This window comes from Janthinobacterium sp. UMAB-60 (assembly GCF_900095235.1).
In the GTDB taxonomy this organism is placed as follows: domain Bacteria; phylum Pseudomonadota; class Gammaproteobacteria; order Burkholderiales; family Burkholderiaceae_D; genus Janthinobacterium.
This window is the reverse complement of record NZ_LT607492.1, coordinates 186,005-205,874: the sequence shown is the minus strand read 5'-3', so window position 1 is coordinate 205,874 and position 19,870 is coordinate 186,005. Positions and strand designations below refer to the sequence as shown.

At 63.8% G+C, this 19,870-nt stretch carries 19 protein-coding genes; 13 read left to right on the top strand and 6 right to left on the bottom strand.

Features of this window, described 5'->3' with window-relative positions:
* Positions 1–8: 8 nt before the first annotated feature.
* Complete coding sequence (locus K0F86_RS18345) at positions 9–1,430, bottom strand: PLP-dependent aminotransferase family protein (RefSeq protein WP_219135722.1); 1,422 nt, start codon at positions 1,428–1,430, stop codon at positions 9–11.
* Between the two features lie 158 nt (positions 1,431–1,588).
* Here K0F86_RS18345 and K0F86_RS18340 point away from each other — a divergent pair, with 158 nt between their 5' ends.
* The 3 genes from K0F86_RS18340 to msbA all read left to right on the top strand — a co-directional run bounded on the left by K0F86_RS18340 (position 1,589) and on the right by msbA (position 5,097).
* Positions 1,589–2,551: a Dyp-type peroxidase gene (locus K0F86_RS18340; RefSeq protein ID WP_219135721.1), complete on the top strand. Its 963-nt coding sequence runs from the start codon at positions 1,589–1,591 to the stop codon at positions 2,549–2,551.
* A gap of 58 nt (positions 2,552–2,609) precedes the next feature.
* Positions 2,610–2,993 carry a hypothetical protein gene (locus tag K0F86_RS18335; RefSeq protein ID WP_046682396.1) on the top strand — a complete coding sequence of 128 codons (384 nt, stop codon included), beginning with the start codon at positions 2,610–2,612 and terminating at the stop codon, positions 2,991–2,993.
* A gap of 268 nt (positions 2,994–3,261) precedes the next feature.
* A complete protein-coding gene (gene msbA, locus K0F86_RS18330; protein ID WP_219135720.1) occupies positions 3,262–5,097 on the top strand; it encodes a lipid A export permease/ATP-binding protein MsbA in 1,836 nt (611 codons plus the stop codon).
* Positions 5,098–5,101: 4 nt separating this feature from the next.
* Here the strand turns inward: msbA and K0F86_RS18325 are convergent, their stop codons facing one another.
* On the bottom strand, positions 5,102–5,509 hold the full coding sequence (locus K0F86_RS18325) for a hypothetical protein (RefSeq protein WP_219135719.1): 408 nt from the start codon (positions 5,507–5,509) through the stop codon (positions 5,102–5,104).
* A gap of 77 nt (positions 5,510–5,586) precedes the next feature.
* On the opposite strand from K0F86_RS18325, the gene K0F86_RS18320 reads away from it, so the two are divergent.
* From K0F86_RS18320 to K0F86_RS18310, 3 genes are all read left to right on the top strand, one after another.
* Entirely contained in the window at positions 5,587–6,708 is a 1,122-nt protein-coding gene (locus tag K0F86_RS18320) for a toxin-antitoxin system YwqK family antitoxin (protein WP_219135718.1), read from the top strand.
* A gap of 27 nt (positions 6,709–6,735) precedes the next feature.
* Positions 6,736–7,527 (top strand): toxin-antitoxin system YwqK family antitoxin, encoded by a 792-nt coding sequence (locus K0F86_RS18315; protein WP_219135717.1) that lies wholly within the window; start codon positions 6,736–6,738, stop codon positions 7,525–7,527.
* A 124-nt stretch (positions 7,528–7,651) separates the two neighbouring features.
* The gene (locus K0F86_RS18310; RefSeq protein ID WP_257572220.1) at positions 7,652–8,101 is read left to right on the top strand and encodes a MarR family winged helix-turn-helix transcriptional regulator; all 450 of its coding nucleotides are present in this window, start codon (positions 7,652–7,654) and stop codon (positions 8,099–8,101) included.
* Here the strand turns inward: K0F86_RS18310 and K0F86_RS18305 are convergent.
* The gene (locus K0F86_RS18305) at positions 8,091–9,434 is read right to left on the bottom strand and encodes a chloride channel protein (protein WP_219135715.1); all 1,344 of its coding nucleotides are present in this window, start codon (positions 9,432–9,434) and stop codon (positions 8,091–8,093) included. The two genes, K0F86_RS18310 and K0F86_RS18305, sit on opposite strands and share 11 nt — an antisense overlap.
* 115 nt (positions 9,435–9,549) lie before the next feature.
* The gene (gene nhaR, locus K0F86_RS18300) at positions 9,550–10,449 is read right to left on the bottom strand and encodes a transcriptional activator NhaR (protein ID WP_219135714.1); all 900 of its coding nucleotides are present in this window, start codon (positions 10,447–10,449) and stop codon (positions 9,550–9,552) included.
* A gap of 157 nt (positions 10,450–10,606) precedes the next feature.
* Here nhaR and K0F86_RS18295 point away from each other — a divergent pair, with 157 nt between their 5' ends.
* Both K0F86_RS18295 and K0F86_RS18290 read left to right on the top strand, forming a co-directional pair.
* The gene (locus K0F86_RS18295) at positions 10,607–11,569 is read left to right on the top strand and encodes a TerC family protein (RefSeq protein WP_141172326.1); all 963 of its coding nucleotides are present in this window, start codon (positions 10,607–10,609) and stop codon (positions 11,567–11,569) included.
* A gap of 70 nt (positions 11,570–11,639) precedes the next feature.
* Complete coding sequence (locus tag K0F86_RS18290; RefSeq protein ID WP_096234556.1) at positions 11,640–12,041, top strand: TerB family tellurite resistance protein; 402 nt, start codon at positions 11,640–11,642, stop codon at positions 12,039–12,041.
* Between the two features lie 6 nt (positions 12,042–12,047).
* On the opposite strand, the gene K0F86_RS18285 is transcribed toward K0F86_RS18290, so the two are convergent.
* On the bottom strand, positions 12,048–12,401 hold the full coding sequence (locus K0F86_RS18285; protein WP_219135713.1) for a YnfA family protein: 354 nt from the start codon (positions 12,399–12,401) through the stop codon (positions 12,048–12,050).
* A gap of 89 nt (positions 12,402–12,490) precedes the next feature.
* Between K0F86_RS18285 and K0F86_RS18280 the strand changes: the two genes are divergently transcribed.
* Positions 12,491–13,759 (top strand): glycerate kinase, encoded by a 1,269-nt coding sequence (locus K0F86_RS18280; protein WP_219135712.1) that lies wholly within the window; start codon positions 12,491–12,493, stop codon positions 13,757–13,759.
* Here K0F86_RS18280 and K0F86_RS18275 read toward each other — a convergent pair whose 3' ends face one another.
* On the bottom strand, positions 13,760–14,776 hold the full coding sequence (locus tag K0F86_RS18275; RefSeq protein WP_219135711.1) for a zinc-binding alcohol dehydrogenase family protein: 1,017 nt from the start codon (positions 14,774–14,776) through the stop codon (positions 13,760–13,762).
* A gap of 105 nt (positions 14,777–14,881) precedes the next feature.
* On the opposite strand from K0F86_RS18275, the gene K0F86_RS18270 reads away from it, so the two are divergent.
* The 4 genes from K0F86_RS18270 to K0F86_RS18255 all read left to right on the top strand — a co-directional run bounded on the left by K0F86_RS18270 (position 14,882) and on the right by K0F86_RS18255 (position 19,841).
* Positions 14,882–15,784 (top strand): LysR family transcriptional regulator, encoded by a 903-nt coding sequence (locus K0F86_RS18270; RefSeq protein WP_219135710.1) that lies wholly within the window; start codon positions 14,882–14,884, stop codon positions 15,782–15,784.
* A 99-nt stretch (positions 15,785–15,883) separates the two neighbouring features.
* Positions 15,884–17,431: a DUF1800 domain-containing protein gene (locus K0F86_RS18265; protein WP_219135709.1), complete on the top strand. Its 1,548-nt coding sequence runs from the start codon at positions 15,884–15,886 to the stop codon at positions 17,429–17,431.
* Positions 17,432–17,451: 20 nt separating this feature from the next.
* On the top strand, positions 17,452–18,636 hold the full coding sequence (locus K0F86_RS18260) for a DUF1501 domain-containing protein (protein ID WP_219135708.1): 1,185 nt from the start codon (positions 17,452–17,454) through the stop codon (positions 18,634–18,636).
* Positions 18,637–18,728: 92 nt separating this feature from the next.
* Positions 18,729–19,841 (top strand): AI-2E family transporter, encoded by a 1,113-nt coding sequence (locus tag K0F86_RS18255; RefSeq protein WP_219135707.1) that lies wholly within the window; start codon positions 18,729–18,731, stop codon positions 19,839–19,841.
* Positions 19,842–19,870: the final 29 nt, after the last annotated feature.

Here is a 19,870-nt window from a genome sequence, read left to right as displayed (position 1 = left end):
TGGAGTGGCTACAGGAATTCGGTGATAAGTTTGCCGAGCAGGATGATCGCCTGTTCCACGCCCACGCTCCACGGATAGCTGTAATTGAGGCGGATGCAATGTTTGTATGCCTGGCTGACGGAAAACATGCGCCCCGGACCCACCGTGATCTTGCATTCCAGCGCGCGCCGGTACAGCTGCATGGAGTCTATGTCGCCGGGCAATTCCACCCACAGCACGTAGCCGCCCTGCGGGTGCGAGATTTTCGTGCCAGCGGGAAAGAAGCGCTGCACGGCGGCCGCCATGATGCGTGCCTGCTGGGCGTAGGCCTTGCGGGTGCGGCGCAGATGCTGTTCGTAGCCATCGTTTTGCAGGTATTCGGCGATGGCCAGCTGGGGAAACGAGGACGTGGCCAGGGTGTTGAGGAATTTGAGTTCCTCCACCTTGCCCCGATAGCGCCCGGCCAGGGCCCAGCCCACGCGCTGGGCCGAACTGAGGCTCTTGGAAAACGAGGAACAGTGCAGCACCAGGCCCTTGCGGTCGTAGGACTTGAGCGAGGACGGGTGGGCGTCGCCGTAATACAGTTCGTTGTAGACGCCGTTTTCGATGGCGGGCACGTCGTGCTGCTCCAGCAGCTGGACCAGGGCCCGCTTGCGCTGGTCCGACATTTGAAAGCCCAGCGGATTCTGGAAGTTCGGCATCACCATGACGGCGGCGATCGGTTGCCGGGCCATGATGTCGGCCAGCGCCTCGATGCTGATGCCTTCATACGGATCGGTGGAAATTTCCACCACCTTCATGCCCAGCCGTTCGACGGCCATCAGCATGGCATAGAAGGTGGGCGACTCGACGGCGATGGTATCGCCCGGCTTGGCCACCGCTTGCAGGCACAGGTTGATCGCTTCCGTGGCGCCCACGGTGACGATGATTTCGTCGGGATCGACGGCCAGGCCGTTTTCCATGTAGCGGCGGGCGATTTCACGGATCAGCTGCGGGTTGCCCGGCGGAAGGTCGTCCGTCATGTTCCACACGCGGTTGCGGCGCGCCACGGCACCCGCATACTGGTTGATGCGTTCCCAGGGAAACCGCGAAGGGTCGGGGTAGGGCGAGCCCAGCGGAATGGCATCGTGCAAGCCGATCGAGCGCAGGGTCGACAGCACCAGGCGGCTGACGTGCACTTCGGCCGGCACGGGGCTGGGGTGCGACGCCTGCATGCACAGGGACGGCGCGGCCGTATCGCTGGCCCGCTGGCGCACGAAGTAGCCGGACTGGGGCCGGCTTTCGAGCACGCCCATGCTTTCCAGCTTGACGTAGGCGCGCAGCACCGTGGTGATACTGAGCTTGTGCTGCTGGCTGGTCTGGCGCACTGAGGGGATGCGTTCGCCGGGCAAGAGCACGCCCTTGTCCACCAGTTGCTCGATGTCGCCGACGAGCTTTTCATACAATTTCATGCAATGGTTCCATTCCTGATTCTTGCTCTACATCATTGCATTATCGTCCAATTCATGACGACCTATAGTTACAAAGATCGCATGTTGCCTAAATGAAACTACCAACCTGCACTTCTGGTTTAATATCCATAGAGAAAACTAAAAGAGGAACATCTGTCATGGCAATTCCACAAAGCATGCTGTCCGTCGTCGCGCGCGATGAAGTGCATTTGCAGTTCAATGTCAAGGCCGGCATCGATATGCGGCAGCTATTCAAGTCGCTCAGTAAATTGTGGGAATCCGAGGTCACTGGCATCCTCGATCCCACCCTGAACCGCCATCATCAGTTGACGGGCGGCACGGCCAATGTGGTGCTGGGATTCAAGCCTGAGCTGTGGCGCGCCACCTGTCCCGGCGGCGTGCCGGACAACATGGAATCGTTCGCGCAGGATCTCGTGGGCGCCAACGGCAAGACGGCGCCCGCCACCCAGCACGATTTCTGGGTCTGGATCACGCAGTCGAACGCGGCCACCCTGTACGACAGCATGCGCACGACGCTCACTTTGCTGAGTCCCTTCGCCGAGCTGGCCAGCGAACAAGTGTGTTTTCCATATCACAATAATGTGACCTTCGACGGCTTTGCCGACGGCGTCGCCAATCCGAATCCGTTCCGCGCCCACGGCGTGGCCATCATTCCGGACGGCGAGGCGGGCGCGGGCGGCTCCACCGTGCTGCTGCAGAAATGGCGCATGGATGTCGAGCGCCTGCGCGCCTTGCCCGTGCACGCGGCCGAGCAGGTGTGGGGCCGCACCAAGGCCGGCAGCCATGAATTGTCGCCGCTGCCCGTCGATTCCCATGTGGGCCGCAACCAGTTCATCCGCGATGGCGAGGAAGTCGATATCGTGCGCCGCAATGCCAATTATGCCAATGCCGGCGAGGCGGGCGTCATGTTTGTCGGTTTTTGCCGCGATATCACGGTGACCATGGGCATGCTGCGGCAAATGTACGGCGTAGGCTATGATGGCGTCACCAAGACGGACAGGCTGCTGGATTTTTCCACGCCGCTGTCGTCGGCGATTTACTTCGTGCCCAGCATCGACGCCTTGCTGGCCGTGGGTATTTCGCCGGCGGATCCCGGCTAAGGGCCGCCCCGGCGGTTCCCGGTCCTGTCCCTATTCTTTACTTTACAAGGAGTTTTCCATGCGTATTCGTCCCGCCACACTGTTGTCCGCCCTGATCTTCGGCAGCGTCGTCTTCAGCGCTTCCGCTTCCGCCGTCGGCCTGGGTTTCCTGGCCGATACGCCGATGGCCTACCTGAACAAAAACGACAAGCCCGTCTTCGTGAAAGCCGTCACCGACGTGCTCAATGACAAGAAGGATGGCGAAACCGTGCAATGGAGCAATGAAGGCTTGCGCAATTCCGTGCGCATCGCCGCCGAGATCACGGCCAGCGACACGGAAAAGACGGACGCGCAAACCTGCCGCAAGGTGCAGGTGGGCTTGAGCGCCAAGGGCCAGGAGCAGACCCTCAAGCTGAAGGTCTGCAAGGCAGGCACGGCCGCGTGGAAAGTGGCGAAGAGCTGATTTTCCGTGCATTGCCCTTGCCGGTTCTGCGCCGGCAAGGTGCGACTTTCGTCTAAGTAGGTCGTGGGAAATTATTGTGAAGTTATGACGAACAGAACCGGATGCTCTGCAAGGCGCCCGCTGCGACGCAGTGCGAGCACTGCTAGCAGCGGGCAACACCGCAGAGCGTCGGTTATGGAAGTCAGAAATCACAATAATTTATTGCGACCTACTTAGGTAAGTCTGGCAGCGGTTAGAATCACGCTTTACCCTCACTTTTTCCAACTACATGCAGCAAAGTCGCCTCCTGTTCTTCCGCCTGGCCGGCCAGTTTCGCCGCTATGGCGCCATCGTTGCCGCTACCTTGCTGGCCGTGGGCGTGGCGTCCGCCACCGATGTGTTGTTAATCCGCCAGTTGCAAAACGTCGTCGATGCCATGCGCACGACGGCCAGCGAGCAGGTCGCGCCCGTGTCCGGCGTGATGGGCATGCTGCAGGGCTGGGTCGACCGTTTCCTGCCCGCGCATGCGGGACAGGTGGACTTGTGGGTCATTCCCGCCACCATCCTGGGCCTGGCCGTGCTGCGCATGGTCTCCAGCTTTGCCGGCGATTACGGTTCCGTATGGCTATCGAGCCGGGTGCAGGCCGATTTGCGCGAAAAGATGTTCGCCACCATCATGCGTCTGCCCAGCCGCTTCTTCGATACCACCACCACCAGCCTGACGCAGTCGCGCGTGGCCTTCGACGCCAGCCAGGTGTCGCAGGCGGGCTTGAACGTGCTCAACGTGATGGTGCGCGATTCCGTCGCCACCATCGGCTATCTGATTTTATTGTTCAGCATCGATGTGAAACTGGCCCTGTTCTGCATGGCCTCGATGCCCATCGTGGCCCTGGTCGTGACCCTGGCGGGCCGCCGCATGCGCCACCTGAGCAAGAGTTCGCAGCAAGCCGTGGGCGAGCTGACCTCCGTGCTGGACGAAAGCATCGCCGGCCAGCGCGTGGTGAAAATCTTCGGCGGGCAGGATTATGAACAGGCGCGCTTCGTCGACGTCGTCAAGCGCAACCGCCAGCTGGCCGTCAAACATGCGGCCACCTCGGCCATGAATTCCGGCTTCATCATGATGCTCGTCGGCATTACCCTGTCTTCCGTGATTTACTTTGCCATGCTGCGCGCGCAAAGCGGCGCCATCACGCCGGGCGCCTTCGTCGCCTTCATGGGCGCGCTGATGGCGATGCAGTCGCCGATCAAGAATTTAACCAAAATCAATGAGCCGCTGCAGCGGGGCCTGGCGGCGGCCGAATCCGTCTTCGGCTTGATCGACACCCCGCTGGAACCGGACCCGGGCACCATTGCGCCGGCGACCGTGCAGGGCAATCTGTCCTTGCAGAACGTCAACTTCCGCTACAACAGCGACGATCCCGATGCGCCCACGGCCTTGAGCGAGATCACGCTCGACATCCGCGCCGGCGAAACGGTGGCCCTGGTGGGCGGCTCGGGTGGCGGCAAGACGACCTTGCTGGGCTTGCTGCCGCGCTTCTACGACGTCAGCGGCGGCCAGATCCTGCTCGACGGCGTCGACGTGCGCGACTACGCCTTGCTGGCCCTGCGGCGCCAGTTCGCCCTCGTCAGCCAGGATGTGATTTTGTTCAACGACACCATGGCGGCGAATATCGCGTATGGCGACCCGGCCCCGGACCAGGGCAGAATCGAAGCGTCGGCTCGCGCCGCCTACGCGCATGACTTCATCATGCAGTTACCGCAAGGCTACGCGACCCAGGCGGGCCAGAACGGCTCGCGCCTGTCGGGCGGCCAACGCCAGCGCCTGGCCATCGCGCGCGCCCTGTACAAGGACGCGCCGATTCTGCTGCTCGACGAAGCCACCAGCGCGCTCGATACGGAGTCGGAGCGTTCCGTGCAGGCGGCGCTGGAAGTGCTGATGCGCAACCGCACCACCATCGTCATCGCCCACCGCTTATCCACCATCGAAAACGCCGACCGCATCGTCGTCATGCAGGGCGGGCGCCTGGTGGAGTCGGGCAGCCATGCCGCCTTGCTGCGGCAGGGCGGCGCGTATGCGCGACTGCATGCGAGCCAGTTGTCTCCCGTCAAGAATGGCGCGGCCTAGAGCCTTAGAACACGTGAATTTCCTGTAATACCAGCGTGGCGCCCGACGCCGCGCCCTCCACGCGAAAGGTGGCAGTCAGGTCCGACCAGGCGCCGTTCAGGGGCAGGGAATGACGCACCTCGGCGATCACTATGCCGCCATCCTGGCCGTCCGGGCGCTCGACGCAGCGCTCGTGCGGCGCGCCGCCGGCCAGCGCCGCCGGGGTGACCCGGTAGACCCGGCCATCCGCATACGCTTCCGGCGAACCATACCCTTCGATCACGGCGCGCAACAGCGCTGGCGTCCAGCCGTAATACGCGTCGTGCGCCGTGCGCGCATGGGCGCACGCGTAATCGCCGCGCGCCAGGTCCGCGATCCAGGCGTCGATGATGTCCAGTATCCGGGTGTCGCCGGGGGCGGCGGGCAAGTGCATGGCTTTCTTTCGTGACAGGGGGAAACGTTGCCTTCCTTTATGATGGCAGCCGCAGAATAACATCGCAACGGAACACAATGCACACACCACAGACGACGCGCGCGGCACTGGCCGCACTGCTGGGCATGGCCCTGGCCTTGCCGCTGGCGGCGCAGGAACAGCCGGCGGCGCCAACGCCAACCTTACTGGAGGAAGACCACAGCATGTATCTGGATGAAAATTTCATGCCGAGCAATCAGCGCCGTGCCGCGTATGCGCTGCGCACGCCGCCCGTGCGCGACGAGGCGCTGGGCGCCTGGCATGTGCGGCTCGAATTTCCCGACACGCCGGGCGTGCTGGCCTTTGAAACCTATGCCACGGATCTCGACCTGAGCCAGATCAAGTTCGTGCGTTTTCGCAAGTACTACTACGAGAATGGCCAGCTGCTGCGCGAAACTTATTTCGATGCCCAGGGCGAGGAGCTGCCCGGCGGCAGCGTGTACTTCGAGAATGGCCAGGTCAAGCAAAAGGTGACGCCGCTGCCGAACGGGCGCGACAGCATCTCGGAAACGTATCACGAGAACGGCCAGCTAATGAGCCGCACGCTGTATCACGGCGACGAGATGGCCGATGGCGAGCATGTGTCGTATGGCGCGAATGGCGCCGTCAGCAGCCGGTCTTATCAACGCAATGGCGAGATGCATGGCGTGCAGGAATCGTTTTATGCCGATGGCAAGCTGTTCCAACGGGGGCAGTTCGTCGATGGCAAGCGCGAGGGCGAGTTTGTCACGGTTGCCCAGGATGGCAGCGTGCTGGCCCGGACCGTCTGGGTGCATGGCCAGCCCGACGGCTGGTCGTTTGAAAGCCATGGCAATGGAAAACTGTCGAACAAGACGCTGTACCAGAAGGGTGCCGTGCTCAGCTTGCAAACGTGGGGGCCGAATGGCCGGCCCAATTTTGCGTGGCAGAAAGACGCCCAGGGGCGCGACCACGGCGACACGACTGACTGGCATGCCAACGGCGTGCGCGCCAGCGTGACCCCGTTTATTGAAGGCCAGCGCCACGGCTTGCTGCAGACCTGGTATAGCGATGGCAGCCTGCGCCAGATCGTGCCGTACGACCACGGCAGGAAGCACGGCATCGAGCGCCAGTGGGACCCTGCCGGCAAACTGGTGCTGGAACAGGCGTGGCAGGATGGCCAGCCCGTGGCCGCGAAGTAGGGGGATCGCATGCCATATCGACAGACTATGCGGACCATGCGCCTGGCGCTGCTGGCGGCGTTGATTGCCTTGCCGCTGGCGGCGCAGGGCGATACGTCGTTCTATGACAACGGCCAGCTCAAGCAAAAGGTGACCCGGCTGCCGAACGGGCGCGACCGTATTGTCGAGACTTACCATGCGAATGGCCAGCTGATGAACCGCATCCGCTACCACGGCCAGCAAATGGCCGATGGCGAGTATGTGTCGTACGGTCCGAATGGCAAGGTGAGCAGCCGCGCCTTCCTGAAAGGCGGCAAGATGCATGGGCTGCAGGAAGTGTTTTACGCCGATGGCAAGCTGTTCCAGCGCAGTCATTTTATTCATGACAAGCAGGATGGCGAGTTCCTCACCCTGGCCGAGGATGGCAAGGTGCTCGCGCGCAAGGTCTTGGTGGATGGCGAAGCCGATGGCTGGTCGTTTGAAAGCCATGACAATGGCCAGCTGGCGCAAAAGGCCCTGTACCGCAAGGGCAAGCTGCTGAGCATGCAGAAGTGGGGCAGTAACGGCAAGCCGTCGATCGCCTGGCAGCAGGACGCGCAAGGGCGCGAGCAGGGCGACGTGACGCAGTGGCATGACAACGGCGTGCGCGCCCAGGTCACTCCCATGCGCGACGGCCAGCGCCATGGCTTGCTGCAAAGCTGGTACGGCGACGGCAGTGTGCGGCAACTCGTGCCGTACGAACACGGCAAGAAGCACGGCATCGAGCGCGAGTGGGATCCGGCCGGCAAGCTGGTGCTGGAGCAGGCCTGGCGCCATGGACAGCCTGTAGCAGGCAGTTAGTCGAGCGCTTCCTTTGCAGGTATCATGCAGGGATTCCGGCCCGCCAGCAGGCGTGAAGCCGGCAGGATAACTGGAGGCAATGGTGGTGGAAGCGGAAGTTTCGGCGGTGGCCCGGGCACAGGGCATGGCCTTGCAAAACATGCGCGTCGTCATGCGCGCAGCGCAGCGGCACTCGGCGCAGATCGAGAAGCAATGCGGCGTGTCTGGCGCGCAATTGTGGGTGATGCAGGAATTGCTGGAGCACCCAGGCCTGCGCATGGGCGAACTGGCAAGCAAGATGTCGATCCACCAGACGACGGCCAGCAACCTGGTCGACGCGCTGGTGAAAAAAACCTATGTACGCAAGGCGCGCGACCAGCCCGACCAGCGCGTGGTCACACTCACCCTGACGGCGGAGGGCCAGGCCGTGATCGCTGGCGCGCCGCAGCCGGCGCGCGGCCTGCTGCCCAGCGCGCTGGCCCAGCTGGACCCCGACAGCCTGGCGCACCTGAACCAGGGCTTGAACGCCTTGCTGGCCGTGGTCGCCCCAGACGACCGCCAGGCGGGCATGCAGCCGTTTCCGTTTACGATGTAGTGTCCCGGCCAGCCTGCAACTGCAGCGGCAGCCGTTGCAGCTGCAGCTGCGCCAGCGCCCCGTACAGCGGTTCGCTGAGCACGCGCGAGACGGTGCTGGCCACCACGGCGCAGGCCATCAGGCTCAGCACCATACCGTGGCCATCGACCATTTCCATGACAATGATAAACGCCGTCAGCGGCGCCTGCGTGGCGGCGGCCAGGAAGCCCACCATGCCCAGCGCGATCAGCGCGGGCGCGTGCGGGTAGTGCAGCAGCACGGCGATATCGTGGCCGATGCCGGCGCCGATGGCCAGCGACGGTGCGAAGATGCCGGCCGGCACGCCCGACCACACGGTCAGCCACGTCGCCACATACTTGAAAGCAACAAAGGCGGGCGAGGCGTCGCTGGAACCTTCCAGCATGGCGCGCGTGGCCACGGTGCCGCTGCCAAACGTGGCGCCATGGCTGGCGATGCCGATGGCCGCCACCAGCAAACCGCAGACGGCGGCGAACAGCACGGGCCGGCCCTTTCTCCACGCGGATAATTTCCCCAGCGGGTTGCCGCGGGCGGACGCCAGCAGCAGCCGCGCGAACAGGCCGCCGGCCACGCCCGCCACCAGGGTCACGAGTAAACCTGGCAAGGCCAGCGCCAGGCCGATGGGGCCAGGGTGGATGATGCCGAAGTGCGTGGCGTTGCCGTGGATAGACACGGCCATCATGCCGGCCAGCACGATGCCGGCCACGATCAGGCCGCTGTTGCGCTGCTCGGGCGAGCGCGAGAGTTCCTCGATGGCAAACATGACGCCCGCCAGCGGCGTATTGAAGGCGGCCGCGATGCCGGCCGCGCCGCCGGCCACCAGCAGGGAATGGGCGCTCACCTGCGAGTGGCGCGGCAGCCAGCGGCGCGCGGCCAGCATCACGCCGGCGGCAATTTGCACGGATGGCCCTTCGCGCCCCAGAGACAACCCTCCCAGCAAGCCGCCCGCCGTCAGGACGATTTTCGCGGCACTGAGTTTCAGCGACACGAACAGCGAACGCTGCTCGGGTGCCACGGCCGGGTCCAGCGTCGCCATCACTTGCGGGATGCCGGAGCCGGCCGCGCCCATCGCGTAGCGGCGCGTCAGCCAGACCAGCAGGGCGGCGCAAGCTGGTGTCCACAGCAGGGCGAACCACCAGGCCTTGCCATTAAAAAAGAGAAACAGGTCCAGCGCTTCCTCCGCCAGCCACGTGAAGCCGACGACGACGAGGCCCGCGATGGCGGCCATGCCGACGACGACGGCGCGCGACCACCACAGGCGCGGGTTGGCAAATTCATGCTTGAAGGCAGAGGGGATGTCGTGCAAGTGCTTCATTGCGGCAAGTCCAGGAAGGGGCGCGCAGGGCGTCGGGGAGGCTTGTCATTATATAGATATATTTGTTCAAATGTATTCACGGGGTTTTAATTGTGGAACGTCAGTTGCAGAACTGCTACACGAACAGTTCGTGCCGCGCGCTCTGGCTGATGGCGACGGTGGCCGGGTGGCTCAAACGCCGTTCCGTGGTGATCGCATACACTTGCTCGACGAGGCTGTCGACCCGGCCCAGCGCCACCACGGCGTACTGTTCGCAGACCTGGGGCGCGATGACGGTGGGCGCGAAGAACAGGCCGGCGCCGGACTGGCCGAAGGCTTTCATCATGGCGCTGTCGTCGAATTCGCCCACGATGCGCGGATGCAGATGGTTGTCGCCCAGCCACTGCAGCAAGCGCCCGTAGATGGCGAAGTCTTCGCCCGGCAGCAGCAGCGGCGCACCATCGAGGCATAGCGGAAAGTCCCCCGTCAGGGTGGCGGCCAGCGCTGGCGTACCGAACAGGGTCATGCCGCTTTCGCCCAGCAAATGGTTAAAGCCGCGCACGCTCAAATGGGCGGGCATGGGGCGGTCCGCCATGATCAGGTCCAGCCGGTGCACGGCCAGGTCCGCCAGCAGGCTGGCGAGCCGGCCTTCGCGGCAAATGATGCGCAGCGGTTCGGCCAGACCCAGCGCGGGCGCGACCAGGCGGCAGGCGATCAATTTCGACACGGAATCGGCGCAGCCCACGCGAAACGTCGTCGTCGCCGTGCGCGACTGGTCGCGCACAATTTCCAGCAGTTCATCGCCCGTGTTGAAAATGTTTTCTGCATGGCTGAGGATGCGCCGGCCCGTGTCCGTCAATTCCAGCTGGCGCCCGCTGCGGCGGAACAATTCCACGCCCAGGGTGTCGGCAAACTCGCTGAGCTGCCCGGAGATCGATTGCGGCGTCAGGTGCAGCTGTTCGGCTGCGCGCGCGATGCTGCCCGTCTTGGCCACCATCCAGAAATAGCGCAAGTGCTTGAAGTTAAGTGTCGACATGCTTTTCCCTGAAGCTAATACATCGAGTTTTTCGATGTATTCGTCAATTATATTCGATTTGTTCGATGTTTATATTCGGACTATGATGGCTGCTCAATTCATGCAAGGAGAGTGCCATGGGCATCAGGATAGAAACAGACAGTTGCGGAGGCCGCCGATGAACGGCCTGGAGAGTATTGCAACGGCACCCATGTGGGCCGGCTTCATCGCCTTTGTCCTGGTGATGCTGGCGCTGGACTTGTTCGTTTTCGGCGGCAACAAGGCGCACAAGGTCAGCGTCAAGGAAGCGGCGACGTGGTCGCTGGTGTGGGTCAGCCTGGCTCTGCTGTTCAACGGCGGCCTGTGGTGGTATCTGAACGGCACGGCCGGACCCGAAATCGCCAACCAGAAGGCGCTGGAATTTTTCTCCGGCTACCTGATCGAGAAAGCGCTGTCGGTCGATAACGTGTTCGTCTTCCTGCTGATCTTCAGCGCCTTCCAGGTGCCGATCCAGTACCAGCGCCGGGTGTTGATTTACGGCGTGCTGGGCGCGATCGTCATGCGTGCCGTAATGATCATGGCCGGCGCATGGGTGGTAAGCGAGTTCAGCTGGGTGCTGTACCTGTTTGGCGCGTTCCTCTTGATTACCGGTATGCGCATGCTGGTGGCGGCCGACTCAGAGCCTGACGTGGCGAACAACCCCGTGTTGCGCTTTGCCCGCCGCCACTTGCGGGTGGCGGACGGCGACCACGGCGAGCGTTTCTTCGTGGCAAAAGGCGGCTTGCGCTATGTCACACCGCTGTTCCTGGTGCTGATCCTGATCGAGGTGACGGACCTGGTCTTCGCGGTCGATTCGATCCCGGCGATTTTCGCCATCACGACGGACCCGTTCATCGTCTTCACGTCGAACCTGTTCGCCATCATGGGCTTGCGCGCCTTGTACTTCCTGCTGGTGGACGTGGCTGACCGCTTCCACATGCTCAAGTATGGCCTGGCGATGGTGCTGGTGTTCATCGGCGCCAAGATGCTGATCATGCCGTGGTACCACGTGCCGGTGGAAGCTTCGTTGCTGGTGGTGGCGGTGCTGATCGTATCGAGCTGCGTGGCGAGCGTGTTCATCACCCGCAGCGACAAGAAATAAATAGCAATACGGCGCGCCCCGCACGGCGGTGGCGCGCTTTTTAATTAATTAACTGAGAGAGTAGAAAATCATGCGTACCTATGAAGCGAACAGTCCCCAGGCAGCGGGACGTATTCTGGCCCTGATGATGGTAGTCGATGGCAACCTGGCCAGCGCCGAGCTGCAAGCCATGCACCGCAGCAAGATCCTCGAGCATATCGACCTGGCGCCGGCCGCTTTTCAGCAGTTGCTGCAAGACTTGTGCGACGACATGCTGACCTCGACCGTGCATGGCGCGGTACAGCTGGCCAATGGCGTGATCGACAGCCTGCTCGATGAAATCGATGATCCGGACTTGCGCCGCAAGCTGCTGCAAGCCATGTGGAAGATCGCCGACGCCGACGACTGGCTGGCCGATGGCGAAGCCGTGTTGCTGGCCCGCGCCAGCGCCGTGTGGTCAGCGGAAACGAACTTCCGTGCGCACGGTGCCTGATGCACATCAAGCCGTCTTGTGCCCCATGGCAATGACGGCGGCGCCAGCCAGGGCCAGGCCCACGCCGGCGATGTCGGTCCAGGCGGGCGTGATGCCGTCCACCAGCCACAGCCATCCCAGCGCCGTGGCGATATAGATGGCGCCATACGTGGCATACACCCTGCCGCTGGCGGCTGGATGCAAGGTCAGCAGCCACACGAAGATCAAGAGGCTGATAGCGGCCGGCAACAGCAGCCAGGCGCTGCCCTTGTTGCTCAGCCACAGCATGGGCAGGTAGCAGCCCAGCAGTTCAGCCACGGCCGTGACGGTAAACAGCCCGAAAGTGCGGGCAAGACTGGTCCATTCGATGGCGTCGCTCATGGTGTTCCTGTGATGTGGTCAAGGCGCCATTCTAGCTGCCGGGCTGCCGGCACTGCTATGATCGGGTTCGGATACCCGAGGAGAACACCATGACGACGATCCCGGCGCCGCGCGCCTTGTTGCAAGCCATGTTCCAGGCCGCCATCGCAGCGGCCCAGCCATCGCACTGCATACCGCCCCATCTGCCGCCCCCGCCCAAGGGACGGCTGATCGTCATCGGCGCCGGCAAGGCGTCGGCCGCCATGGCGCAAGCCGTGGAGCGGCACTGGCCGGGGCCGCTGTCCGGACTGGTGGTCACGCGCTACGGTTACGCCGTGCCGTGTGACCGCATCGAGATCGTGGAAGCGTCGCACCCCGTGCCGGACCAGGCCGGGATGGACGCGGCGCGGCGCATGCTGGACCTGGTGGCCAACTTGCAGCTTGATGACACGGTGCTGTGCCTGATCTCGGGCGGCGGCTCGTCGCTGCTGGCCTTGCCGCTGGACGGCATCAGCCTGGAAGACAAGCAAGCCTTGAACCGCGCGCTGCTGGCGTCGGGCGCCACCATCGGCGAAATGAATTGCGTGCGCCGCCATTTGTCCGCCATCAAGGGGGGCAGGCTGGCGGCCGCCTGCCATCCGGCGCAAGTCATCACCCTGGCCATTTCCGACGTGCCCGGCGACAAGCTGGGCGATATCGCTTCCGGCCCCACGGTGGGCGACGCGACGACGTGCGAGGACGCGCTGGCCATCGTGCGCCGCTACGGCATGGACTTGCCGGACAGCATACGCGCAACGCTGGAAAGCGGGCGCGGCGAATCCGTGAAACCCGACGACCCGCGCCTGGCGCGCACGCAGACGACCCTGATCGCCACGCCGCAGATGGCCCTGGAAGCGGCGGCAGCCGTGGCGCGCGCGGCCGGTATCACACCGTATATATTAGGCGATAGCCTGGAAGGCGAGGCGCGCGACGTGGGCAAAGTCATGGCCGGCATCGCGCTGCAAACGGCCATGCGGGGCCAGCCGTTTCCCGCCCCGTGCGTGCTGCTGTCGGGCGGCGAAACGACGGTCACCGTGCGCGGCAACGGGCGCGGCGGGCGCAACGTGGAATTTCTGCTGGCGCTGGGCATCGCGCTGGACGGACACGCGGGCATCCACGCGCTGGCCGGTGACACGGATGGCGTCGACGGCCAGGAAGACATCGCCGGCGCGGTTCTGGCGCCGGACACCCTGCGGCGCGCCTGGGCGCTGGGCACCAAGCCGCGCGACAGCCTGGACAACAACGATGGCCACGGCTTCTTCCAGGCGCTGGGAGATTCCGTGATTACTGGCCCGACCTTGACGAATGTCAATGATTTCCGGGCCATCCTGATTACCTGATTAATTAAAATTTTCCAGCACGATCTTGCCCTTGGCCGTATTGCTTTCCAGCAGGGCATGCGCGCGTTTCAAATTTGCCGCATTGATCGTGCCAAAGCGCTCGGCCACGGTGGTCTTGATGACGCCTGCGTCGACCAGCTGCGCCAGTTCCTCCAGCAATTCATGCTGCCGGACCATGTCGGCCGTCTGGAACAGTGAACGGGTAAACATCAGTTCCCAGTGCAGGGACACGCTCTTGCCCTTGAACTTGCGCACGTCGATGTGCTCGGGGTCGTCGATCAGGGCAAATTTCCCCTGCGGCGCGATCAGTTCGACGATTTGCTCGAAATGCTGGTCCGTCTGGTTCAGGCTGATGACGTAATCGACTGGCGGTAAACCCAGGCGCGTGATTTCCCCCGCCAGCGGCAGGCTGTGGTCGATCACGTGGTGCGCGCCCAGTTCCTGCACCCAGGCCGCCGTCTCTGGACGCGAGGCCGTGCCGATGATGGTCACGCCCGTCAATTGCCGCGCCAGCTGCACCAGCACGGAGCCGACGCCGCCGGCCGCGCCGATCACCAGCAGGGACTTGCCCGTGAGGTTCTTGTCGCGGCTGAGCTGCAGGCGGTCGAACAGCAATTCCCAGGCCGTAATGCTGGTGAGGGGCAGGGCGGCGGCCTGGGCGAAATCGAGGCTGGCCGGCATGTGGCCGACGATGCGCTCGTCGACTAATTGAAATTCGCTGTTGCTGCCGGGGCGGTTGATGGCGCCCGCGTACCAGACTTTATCTCCCGCCTGGAACAGGGTCACGTCGGGGCCGACGGCCGTGACGACGCCGGCCGCATCCCAGCCCAGCACTTCCGGCTGAGCGTCTTGCGGCGCGCGGTTCTTGCGCACCTTGGCGTCGACGGGGTTGACGGAGATGGCGTGCACGGCGACGAGCAGGTCGCGCCCCGTGGCGACGGGCGTGGGCAGCTCGATGTCGAGCAGGGCGTCGGCATCGGTGATGGGCAGGCTGTGGTGGTAGGCGATGGCTTTCATGATTATCCTTGGTCAAGAGTGGGCAGGCGATGACGTATGATGGTTGCTTTCGCGTCCGGGAAAAAGAGGGCGCGTACCGAAACACTTTCAAAGGAATGCTGAAAATTGCTGCGACTCGATGACTTGCAGGTGTTTGTGCGCACGGCCGACCGGGGCAGTTTGTCGGCGGCCGCGCGCGAGATCGGCATTTCGCCCGCGCTGGCCAGCGCCGCCGTCAAGCGCCTGGAAGGGGAGCTGGGCTTGCGCCTGCTGACCCGCACGACACGTTCACTGAGCCTGACGGCGGAAGGCACGCAATACCTGGAACACGCGCGCGAAGCCTTGCGCCTGCTGCGCGCGGGCCACGACGCGCTGCTGGCCGGCAAGGACAGTTTCGGCGGAACCTTGAAAATTGCCATGCCTTCCGATTTGGGGCGCAACCTGATGCTGGGCTGGCTGGACGAATTTCAGTCGCGCCACCCGAAGCTGCAGTACCAGCTCAGCGTCAGCGACCGGGTGGCCGACATGGTGCGCCAGCAAGTCGATATTGCCCTGCGTTACGGCCAGCAGGACGATTCGAGCATGGTCGCCATGCCGATCGCGCCCGCCAACGACCGCGTGCTGGTGGCGTCGCCCGCTTACCTGCGCGAGCACGGCCCCCTGCTGGCGCTGGAAGACTTGTCGCAACGTAATTGTCTGCGCTTCGCGCTGGAAGATGGCTTGCACGACCGCTGGACTTTTTATCGCTTGCCGCAGCGCGAGCAAGTCACCGTGCAAGTGAGCGGCAACCGCAGCGCCGACGATGCCGACCTGGTGCGGCGCTGGGCCGTGGCGGGCCTGGGCATCGCCTATAAATCGCGGCTCGACGTTGCCGGCGACGTGGCGGCCGGCCGCCTGCAGGTGTTGCTGCCCGAGGTGGCGGGCGAGGCCACGCCCTTGCAGCTGGTATGCATGCACCGGGCCCAGGTGACGCCGCTGGTGCTGCAGCTGCGCGATTTCTTGCGCGACAAGTGTGCGGAGTTGACATAACGGCACTATTGATTACAACTCGTTGCAAATGGCAATCATGCGCGGGTCAACCTGAGCGTACCCTCAGGCATTGTGCATGAAACCGCCTGAAGGATAGCCATGACTCCGAAACAACTGTTGCCGACGACCTTGATGTGCCTGCTGTTGCTGGCCGGCTGCGCCGCGACGGCACCGCCGGCCGCGCAGCATGCCGCCGCCGCGCCCGACAATGCCGCGCAAGGCATCGCCATGCTGGAACGGGCCAGCTGGGGCGTGAATGGCGGCAGCGTGCGCCAGTTGCAAAAGGAAGGCTGGAGCGCTTACCTGCAGGCGCAGTTGCATCCAGGCAAAATCAGCCTGCCGCCCGCCGTGCAGGCGCAGATCGACGCCATGACGATCAGCCAGGTGCCGCTCGATCAATTGGTGATGTCGATGGAGCAAAAGCGCAAGGAGTCGGCCGCCGTCATGGATGACATGGCAAAGCAGCAGGCGCAAAAGGATTACCAGCAGGAACTGAACCGCCTGGCGCGCGAGGCGGCCACGCGTTCGCTGTTGCTCGACGTGTATTCGCCGAACCAGCTGCAGCAGCAACTGAGCTGGTTTTGGCTCAACCATTTCAGCGTGCACCAGGGCAAGCACAACTTGCGCGCCATGGTCGGCGATTACGAGGCGAACGCCATCGCCCCGCATGCCCTGGGGAAATTTCGCGACTTGCTGGGCGCGACCGTCCACCATCCGGCCATGTTGCGCTACCTGGACAATGAAGCCAATGCCGTCAAGCGCATCAATGAAAACTATGCGCGCGAACTGATGGAGCTGCACACGCTGGGCGTCAACGGCGGCTACAGCCAGGCTGACGTGCAGGAACTGGCGCGCATCCTGACCGGCGTGGGCGTCAACCTGGGAGGGGACACGCCGAAGGTGAAACCGGCCTTGCAATCGCAATACGTGCGCCGGGGCTTGTTCGAATTCAACCCGAACCGCCACGATTACGGCGACAAGCAATTCCTCGGGCAAACGGTGAAGGGCAGGGGGCTGGCCGAACTCGACGAAGCGCTGGACCGCCTCAGCCGCAGTCCCGCCACCGCGCACTTTATCAGCGGCAAGCTGGCCCAGTATTTCGTCGGCGACAATCCTCCCGCGCCGCTGGTGGCGCGCATGGCGGCCACCTTCCAGCACAGCGACGGCATGATCGCCGACGTGCTGCAGACCATGTTCAACAGTCCCGAATTCAGGCAATCGCTGGGCAAGAAATTCAAGGACCCCATGCATTATGTGGTGTCGGCCGTGCGCCTCAGCTATGACGACAAGCCCATCCTCAACGCGGGCCCCATGCTGAACTGGCTTTCGCGCATGGGCCAGCCCCTGTACGGACGCCAGACGCCCGATGGCTATCCCATGACGGATGCCTCCTGGGCCAGTCCCGGCCAGATGACGACGCGCTTCGATATCGCCCGCACCATCGGTTCGGGCAGCGCCGGCCTGTTCAAGACGGATGGCCCGCAGCCGCAGGAAAAAGTGGCGTTTCCCCAGCTGGCCAGCGCCCTGTATTACCAGTCGCTGCAGCCAGGCTTGAGCCCCGCCACGCGCCAGGCGCTGGAGCAGGCCGCTTCGCCGCAGGAGTGGAACACCTTTTTGCTGTCTTCGCCAGAAATGATGCACCGCTAAGTTGAAACCGGAGGATTGCCATGAACCGTCGTGACTTGTTGAAAGCCCTGGCCGCCGCGCCCTTGCTGTCGCATGCGGGCAGCTTGCTGGCCGCACCCGCCACGAATGCCCGGCTGTTGTTCGTCTTCTTGCGCGGCGGCTATGACGCCAACAACCTGCTGGTGCCGGTCGGCAGCGATTTTTACTATGCATCGCGGCCGAATATTGCCATTGCAAAACCTGGTGTGGAAAACGGCGCGCTGGCCTTGAATAGCGATTGGGCCCTGCATCCGGCCCTGCGCGAGACCATCTACCCCATGTTCACCGGCGGCGAGGCGGCCTTCATCCCGTTTGCGGGCACGACGGATTTGACGCGCAGCCATTTCGAGACGCAGGACAGCATTGAGCTGGGGCAGGAACTGGGCGGTCGGCGCGATTTCCGCTCGGGTTTTTTGAACCGGCTGGCGCAAAGCCTCAATAGCAACAATCACGCCATTTCCTTCACGGACCAGCTGCCCCTGATCTTCCAGGGCGGCGTGCAAGTGCCGAACATGGGGCTGCGCTCGGTGGGCAAGTCGGGCATCGATGCGCGTCAAAGCCAGCTCATCGCCGCCATGTACAAGGGTACGCCCTTGCAGCAGCCGGTCAGCGCGGGCTTTGCCGTGCGCGACGATGTGACGAAGGAATTGACGGGAGAGATGCAGGCGGCCAACCGCAACGCCATCAGTACCAAGGGTTTTGAACTGGAAGCGCAGCGCATCGCCCGCTTGATGAAGGACAAATACAATATTGGCTTCGTCGACGTGGGCGGCTGGGATACGCACGTGGGGCAGGGCGGCGCCAACGGCTATCTGGCGGGGCGCTTCGACGAGCTGGGACGGGGCCTGGCCGCGTTTTCGCAGGAAATGGGCAGCGCCTGGCGCAATACCGTGGTGGTGGTGGTCAGCGAATTTGGCCGCACCTTCCGCGAAAACGGCAACCGCGGCACGGATCACGGGCACGGCAGCGTGTTCTGGGTGCTCGGTGGCGGTATCAAGGGCAAGCAGGTGGCGGGCGAGCAGGTGGCGATTTCGCAGGCGAACCTGTTCCAGAACCGCGACATGCCCGTGCTGAATGAATACCGCGCCGTGCTGGGTGGCTTGCTGCGCCGCACCTTCGGCTTGACGCCAGCGCAACTCGATCACGTGTTTGCCGGCGTCAGGCCGGTGGAGCTGGGGCTGGTGTGATGTAAGGAACCTCCGTGTTACGCTACGCCTGCGCAACTGGCGCGTAACTCAGCCCCATCACTGTCCCCGGTGCGGGGCACGAATGGAGTGGTATGACCGATACCCAGCGCGACATCGTCAGCGCAGGCTTTTCCCTGGCCTTGATTGCCGTGACGGCCTTCGTCATGCAGCGTTTCTTTTTGCCGCTCGTATGGGCCGGCATCCTGTGCGTGGCCACCTGGCCCCTGTACCTGCGCGTGCGCGCGGCGCTGGGCCAGCGCACCATTATCGCTGCAGCCGTGCTGACCCTGGCGTTCGCCTGCATCTTCATCATTCCCGTGCTGTTTGGCGTGGCGCAGGCCGCGCGCGAAGTGCCCGTGCTGGCCAATTTTGTCGTCCATGCGAATACCGACGGCTTGCCCGTGCCGGACTGGGTGGCGCATATTCCCCTGGCCGGCAGCGCCATCGGCGACTGGTGGCTAGCTACGTTGAGCCAGCCCCACGGTCTCGGTCACTTCTTTGCGGGCAGCGCCGTGGGCGGTTTTCATTCCGCGCGCGATATCCTGAAAATCCTAGGCGCGGACGTGTTTCACCGCCTGGTCGACTTCGGCCTGGCGTTTTTATGCCTGTTTTTCTTTTACAAGGATGGTGAAGCGCTGACGCGTCAGATCACGGCCGTCGGCAGCCATTTTTTGCGTCCTGAACGTTGGGGCCGCTATGCGCAAAAGATCCCGACGGCCATCCGCGCCACCGTCAACGGCCTGGTGCTGGTGGGGCTGGCCGAAGGCGTGCTGATCGGTATCGCCTATGCGATTGCCGGCTTGCCGTCGCCGGCCCTGTGGGCGTTTGCCACCGGCATCCTGGCCATCATCCCGTTTGGCGCGCCGCTCGCGTATGTGTGCGCCGCCGCCTTGCTGGTCTTCCAGGGCAATGTGGGCGCCGCCATCGGCGTGGCCGCGTGGGGCACCGTGGTGCTGTTCGTGGCCGACCACTTCGTGCGTCCCGGCATGATCGGCAACGCCACCCGCTTGCCCTTCCTGGCCGTGTTGTTCGGCATTCTGGGCGGCGTGGAGACACTCGGTCTCGTGGGCTTGTTCATCGGCCCCGTCGTGATGGTGCTGTTCGTTACGCTGTGGTACGAGGCGAATGTGTTCGACAAGCTGCCGCCTGCCAACGCTGCTACCAATACACCTGCCAGCCCGGCCGCACCGGAACGCACGCAGTAATGAGGGGTCGGCCAGCGTTGCCGCTGGCC

What these genes read in the sequence shown, in the direction of transcription:
- K0F86_RS18345 (WP_219135722.1), bottom strand. Translation starts at nt 1,430, where the DNA reads ATGAAATTGTATGAAAAGCTCGTCGGCGACATCGAGCAACTGGTGGAC.
- K0F86_RS18340 (WP_219135721.1), top strand. Translation starts at nt 1,589, where the DNA reads ATGGCAATTCCACAAAGCATGCTGTCCGTCGTCGCGCGCGATGAAGTG.
- K0F86_RS18335 (WP_046682396.1), top strand. Translation starts at nt 2,610, where the DNA reads ATGCGTATTCGTCCCGCCACACTGTTGTCCGCCCTGATCTTCGGCAGC.
- msbA (WP_219135720.1), top strand. Translation starts at nt 3,262, where the DNA reads ATGCAGCAAAGTCGCCTCCTGTTCTTCCGCCTGGCCGGCCAGTTTCGC.
- K0F86_RS18325 (WP_219135719.1), bottom strand. Translation starts at nt 5,509, where the DNA reads ATGCACTTGCCCGCCGCCCCCGGCGACACCCGGATACTGGACATCATC.
- K0F86_RS18320 (WP_219135718.1), top strand. Translation starts at nt 5,587, where the DNA reads ATGCACACACCACAGACGACGCGCGCGGCACTGGCCGCACTGCTGGGC.
- K0F86_RS18315 (WP_219135717.1), top strand. Translation starts at nt 6,736, where the DNA reads ATGCGGACCATGCGCCTGGCGCTGCTGGCGGCGTTGATTGCCTTGCCG.
- K0F86_RS18310 (WP_257572220.1), top strand. Translation starts at nt 7,652, where the DNA reads ATGGCCTTGCAAAACATGCGCGTCGTCATGCGCGCAGCGCAGCGGCAC.
- K0F86_RS18305 (WP_219135715.1), bottom strand. Translation starts at nt 9,434, where the DNA reads ATGAAGCACTTGCACGACATCCCCTCTGCCTTCAAGCATGAATTTGCC.
- nhaR (WP_219135714.1), bottom strand. Translation starts at nt 10,449, where the DNA reads ATGTCGACACTTAACTTCAAGCACTTGCGCTATTTCTGGATGGTGGCC.
- K0F86_RS18295 (WP_141172326.1), top strand. Translation starts at nt 10,607, where the DNA reads ATGAACGGCCTGGAGAGTATTGCAACGGCACCCATGTGGGCCGGCTTC.
- K0F86_RS18290 (WP_096234556.1), top strand. Translation starts at nt 11,640, where the DNA reads ATGCGTACCTATGAAGCGAACAGTCCCCAGGCAGCGGGACGTATTCTG.
- K0F86_RS18285 (WP_219135713.1), bottom strand. Translation starts at nt 12,401, where the DNA reads ATGAGCGACGCCATCGAATGGACCAGTCTTGCCCGCACTTTCGGGCTG.
- K0F86_RS18280 (WP_219135712.1), top strand. Translation starts at nt 12,491, where the DNA reads ATGACGACGATCCCGGCGCCGCGCGCCTTGTTGCAAGCCATGTTCCAG.
- K0F86_RS18275 (WP_219135711.1), bottom strand. Translation starts at nt 14,776, where the DNA reads ATGAAAGCCATCGCCTACCACCACAGCCTGCCCATCACCGATGCCGAC.
- K0F86_RS18265 (WP_219135709.1), top strand. Translation starts at nt 15,884, where the DNA reads ATGACTCCGAAACAACTGTTGCCGACGACCTTGATGTGCCTGCTGTTG.
- K0F86_RS18260 (WP_219135708.1), top strand. Translation starts at nt 17,452, where the DNA reads ATGAACCGTCGTGACTTGTTGAAAGCCCTGGCCGCCGCGCCCTTGCTG.
- K0F86_RS18255 (WP_219135707.1), top strand. Translation starts at nt 18,729, where the DNA reads ATGACCGATACCCAGCGCGACATCGTCAGCGCAGGCTTTTCCCTGGCC.